Here is a 3,885-nt window from a genome sequence, read left to right on the forward strand (position 1 = left end):
TGCTGGTAATGATGATTTACGTGGTGGTGCCGGTGAAGATGTGCTAAGAGGTGGTCAAGGCGAGGATAGCTTACGTGGCGGTGCGGGTGATGATGATTTACGCGGTGGTGCCGGTGAAGATGTGCTAAGAGGCGGTGCGGGTGATGATAATTTACGCGGTGGTGCCGGTAATGATGATTTACACGGTGGAGCGGGTAATGATGCCCTTGATGGCGGTGAAGGTGTTGATACGGTTTATGCTGGTCAAGGGGATGATGCTGCAACCTTTGTTGTTGGACAGTCTGAGGGGATTGATCAGTACTATGGCGGTAGTGGTGAAGATACTCTGCGTATTGAGTTAAGTGCTGAGCAGTTAGAAAATAATGATATTATTGCTGATCTTCATGGTTTAAATGACTTTATCGCAGATCATGCTGATGAGAGTAGCCGTAATGGGCCTGTTGAAACTTTTGAACATCTAGGCGTTCAAGTGGGTGATTTCGAAAAGCTAGATATTGTTGTTGATGGTCAGGCCATGGATATCAATGATATTCAAGTAGAAAATCAGTGGACGAATGATGATTTTGATCAGAGTCAGCACAGTCGCCCTGCGCATTTTCAGGTGGGTGATCCTGAGCATAGTCCTGATGGCGGTGAGGCTTTACATGGTCATCGAGATGCAGACTCTACGAAAGATTTTGATCATGAATGGGATACAAAGGCACATCATCACCGTGGCCTTGAAGGCGAAGAGGGCGCGCATGATGTATTAACCGGTTCTGATAGTAATGACGCTTATACCTTGGATTGGGGTGGGCGTGAAGAGATTGCATCGATTGAAGAATTTAATACCGGAGCGGGCGACGATATTGTTGATTTAGCGAGTTATCGTTATGAATATGGCGATACGGTGATGAATCTGGGTGAGGGGTCGGATGTAGGTTGGGGAAATATCGGCGAGGATCAGATCTTTGGTGGAGCCGGTAATGACTGGCTTGCGGGTAATTCAGGTAATGATTTACTAAAAGGCGGTTTAGGGGATGATCGTCTCGAGGGTAACGCAGGGGATGATGAAATACATGTTGGCCAGGGTGATGACATTGCCATGGGCCATACTGGAAATGACCTGTTTGTTTTTAACTTAGATGAAGGGAATTTAGGCCAGAACTGGGTTTCTGGTGGTGAGGGTGAAGATAGCTTGCAATTATCCGGTTCTGGTGGCCAAAATTGGGTGCTGCATGTTGAGAATGGTGGTGATGGTGAAGTGATTCATGGTACGACTGGGGAGGCTGGGCAATATGGTGCTGAAGGTGGATTATCGTTCTCAGGTAGTATTACTTTTGAAGATGGTCAGTCTAAAGTGCAGTTTAGTGATATTGAAAAAATTGAGTGGTTTTAAGGCATGGGATTTTAGCCGGGCGATTATAGTGGCCTTATAGGTTATTTGCAGCGTCTATCACTTTAAGTGCAGCAAGCTCTGAGTCGGTGTGGTGTTTATACAAGAAAAATTTGCCATGGTTTTTATACATTTTATAACCTGCTAATGGTATTCCTATTGACGCTGTGATAACCGCTGCAACAACGGAAGCGGCGAACTGAAACCCCCTGGTGAGCGCTTCCATGACCTATGTTTTTTAAGCGTGGACAGCGCAGGGTGAGATTTTAATTGAAGAAGCTTGTCTTTTTTCCTGTTGTTAAATATTCTAGTTTTGCATGATGCACGCTTAGGCTAAATTGTTTGGATGCTGTTGCCTTTGTTTGATCTTGAACGTAGTGTTCAAGGTCAGGTATTTCTTTATTGACTTCTTTTAGCTGCTCATGATTTTTATCGAGTTTTTGCCAGTTGCCAGGAGTAAACTTATTAGATAAGTGGAGTTTGCTGATGATCGTTCTGAGTGATTGATTTCTGGCGATTTTCGCCCAATTGTCTTTAGATAATTCACCTATGGAATCCAGTGCGTTGACCGCTTGTTGTAGTGTTTTATCATCTTTAAGTTTGTCCCAATTAGCGTAGTTAGCCCAATGGCCAAAATCACCGGTATAAGAAAATTGACCTATAGAGTGCAGTGCATTAACCGCTTTTTGGTGCTCTTCTCCAGGGCCTTCAGTACTTTGAATATGTAGCCAATCATCATAAGAAAATTGGCCTGTTGAATGTAGTGCATTGACGGCTTGTTGAAGCTCGGTATTATTTTTGAGGAGTGTTTCATCATCATCAGAAATAAGCGAACTGGTTGACCTGATTGCGTTTAATGCTTGCTGTAGTCCTGTACTATTTCCCATAATAACCCACTTCGATGCCTTTCTATGATTAGGTCTTAGTGATTTACTGTATAGAGATGGCTTTTATTTTCTAATTGAAATTCATGTTTCTAATTTATGTAAATGAGGCTCTGCTGATATTTTATTTAGTTTTCTAAGTATAAATACTATTGAATGTTAATAAAGACTGTTATCAAGCAGCTATTTGCTAAGCCTTATTAGATTTTATGTGCTTAAAATATGGTGATAAAAAGCTTTAATAGACTGCAGAGGGAAAGCGATTATTCCGGCGAGTAGTTAGGTGGTAGGTTTATTTTTGAGAGGTAAAACTCCATTTATCAGTCGGCTTATGTTATCCGCCATTAAACAACATAGCGACATAAGCAACCAATGCTCCGATACAAAATAAAATCATGGATTTTGAACTGACAACCAGGAGTCGGATATCTTCAATACGAGGCTTTTGTGTTGATGATGAATTGATGAGTTTGGAGGCGTAACGGTTAACTTGAAAATAAAGTCCGGCGACAAAAATAACAGCGAGAATCAAGCTGATTATTAATCCTGAAGATATCAAAACATATGTCCATGCCAGCAGTAAAGCGAGGCCAAAGATATAAGCGCAGGCTTTGGTTTGTACAGAGAGTGGATCTTTTTTTGTCATATCTAATAACGTAATGAGTAGCTTTTGTTTGGTATTGAACATGGGTTTGGCTCGCTTTAATGACAAATGAGTTTCAGTATATATCACAATGCTATAAACACGCTATATAGCACTAATGAACAGACTGTAAACTTACCTTGTAAATTGTTAATGTAATGTAAATTTTATTGCTTTTTGTTAATAAGACTCCATATCTACCAGTGTTAAGTTTAAGGGGATAGGATAGAGATTACTATGTTTTTAGATGTTGATGAAATGAAGGTCTTTTATGAGCGTGCAAAAAATTTTTTTAAAGCAAGGCCTGATCTTTTAAAAAAGCTAAAACGTGATAATGGTACGTATTTTTGGACACAAAAAGAGATTGCTCAGTTTGACCGTGTTGTTTTTGAGGGTTGTACTGCGTCTATTTATACAGGAAAAAAAGACATTAAAAAGCCTGGAATTGCTTAAAAATAGGTTGTTTTTATAAACGCATGTACTTAACTTGTGCTTAGTAGGTATTTAGGTGGTTACTTTTGGCTTACTATGATGGCCCAGCGCTCATGATCACGCCACGCACCATCAAGATAAAGATAATTAGGGGAATAACCTTCTTTTTGAAAGCCAACTTTTTTCACCAGTTTACTGGATGCGTTGTTTTCAGGGCGAATATTTGCTTCTAGGAGATGAAGCTTTAACGTGTTAAATGCATGTTCAACCAATAATCGTAGGCCTTGGGTCATATAGCCTTGATTGGCAAAAGGTTCGAAAGCATAATAACCAAGATAAGCGCTTTGAAAGCAGCCACGGACGATTTCACTGATATTAAACACGCCAATAAGATGATCTGCATGCATAAGGAATAAACTTTCATGAGATTCAGAGCAACTAGTTTTTTCAATATATAGCACTCAACGAATAGTTTCTGACATTGACTTCATTACTTGACTAAGCGCTGTCTCTAACGCTGCGAGCCATGGAGTGCTAAGCACGAGGTGAGT

6 protein-coding genes are annotated in these 3,885 nt (G+C 40.5%); 2 read left to right on the plus strand and 4 right to left on the minus strand.

Features of this window, described 5'->3' with window-relative positions; genetic code table 11:
* On the plus strand, positions 1-1,378 hold a 1,378-nt coding region (locus C200_RS01675), incomplete at its 5' end, for a calcium-binding protein (RefSeq protein ID WP_033923652.1).
* A 34-nt stretch (positions 1,379-1,412) separates the two neighbouring features.
* Here the strand turns inward: C200_RS01675 and C200_RS01680 are convergent.
* The 3 genes from C200_RS01680 to C200_RS01690 all read right to left on the minus strand — a co-directional run bounded on the left by C200_RS01680 (position 1,413) and on the right by C200_RS01690 (position 2,947).
* Positions 1,413-1,601: a hypothetical protein gene (locus tag C200_RS01680; RefSeq protein WP_016211823.1), complete on the minus strand. Its 189-nt coding sequence runs from the start codon at positions 1,599-1,601 to the stop codon at positions 1,413-1,415.
* Positions 1,602-1,641: 40 nt separating this feature from the next.
* Positions 1,642-2,262 (minus strand): hypothetical protein, encoded by a 621-nt coding sequence (locus tag C200_RS01685; protein WP_016211827.1) that lies wholly within the window; start codon positions 2,260-2,262, stop codon positions 1,642-1,644.
* Positions 2,263-2,593: 331 nt separating this feature from the next.
* On the minus strand, positions 2,594-2,947 hold the full coding sequence (locus C200_RS01690; protein ID WP_017376688.1) for a hypothetical protein: 354 nt from the start codon (positions 2,945-2,947) through the stop codon (positions 2,594-2,596).
* A 192-nt stretch (positions 2,948-3,139) separates the two neighbouring features.
* Here C200_RS01690 and C200_RS01695 point away from each other — a divergent pair, with 192 nt between their 5' ends.
* Entirely contained in the window at positions 3,140-3,355 is a 216-nt protein-coding gene (locus C200_RS01695) for a hypothetical protein (RefSeq protein ID WP_016211828.1), read from the plus strand.
* Between the two features lie 59 nt (positions 3,356-3,414).
* On the opposite strand, the gene C200_RS01700 is transcribed toward C200_RS01695, so the two are convergent.
* Complete coding sequence (locus C200_RS01700; RefSeq protein WP_329830843.1) at positions 3,415-3,795, minus strand: GNAT family N-acetyltransferase; 381 nt, start codon at positions 3,793-3,795, stop codon at positions 3,415-3,417.
* Positions 3,796-3,885 lie beyond the last annotated feature (90 nt).

The organism is Piscirickettsia salmonis LF-89 = ATCC VR-1361, assembly GCF_000297215.2.
GTDB lineage: Bacteria > Pseudomonadota > Gammaproteobacteria > Piscirickettsiales > Piscirickettsiaceae > Piscirickettsia > Piscirickettsia salmonis.

Excerpts from the sequence above, each read along its gene's own strand:
- C200_RS01680 (WP_016211823.1), bottom strand. The coding sequence starts at position 1,601 with ATGGAAGCGCTCACCAGGGGGTTTCAGTTCGCCGCTTCCGTTGTTGCA.
- C200_RS01685 (WP_016211827.1), bottom strand. The coding sequence starts at position 2,262 with ATGGGAAATAGTACAGGACTACAGCAAGCATTAAACGCAATCAGGTCA.
- C200_RS01690 (WP_017376688.1), bottom strand. The coding sequence starts at position 2,947 with ATGTTCAATACCAAACAAAAGCTACTCATTACGTTATTAGATATGACA.
- C200_RS01695 (WP_016211828.1), top strand. The coding sequence starts at position 3,140 with ATGTTTTTAGATGTTGATGAAATGAAGGTCTTTTATGAGCGTGCAAAA.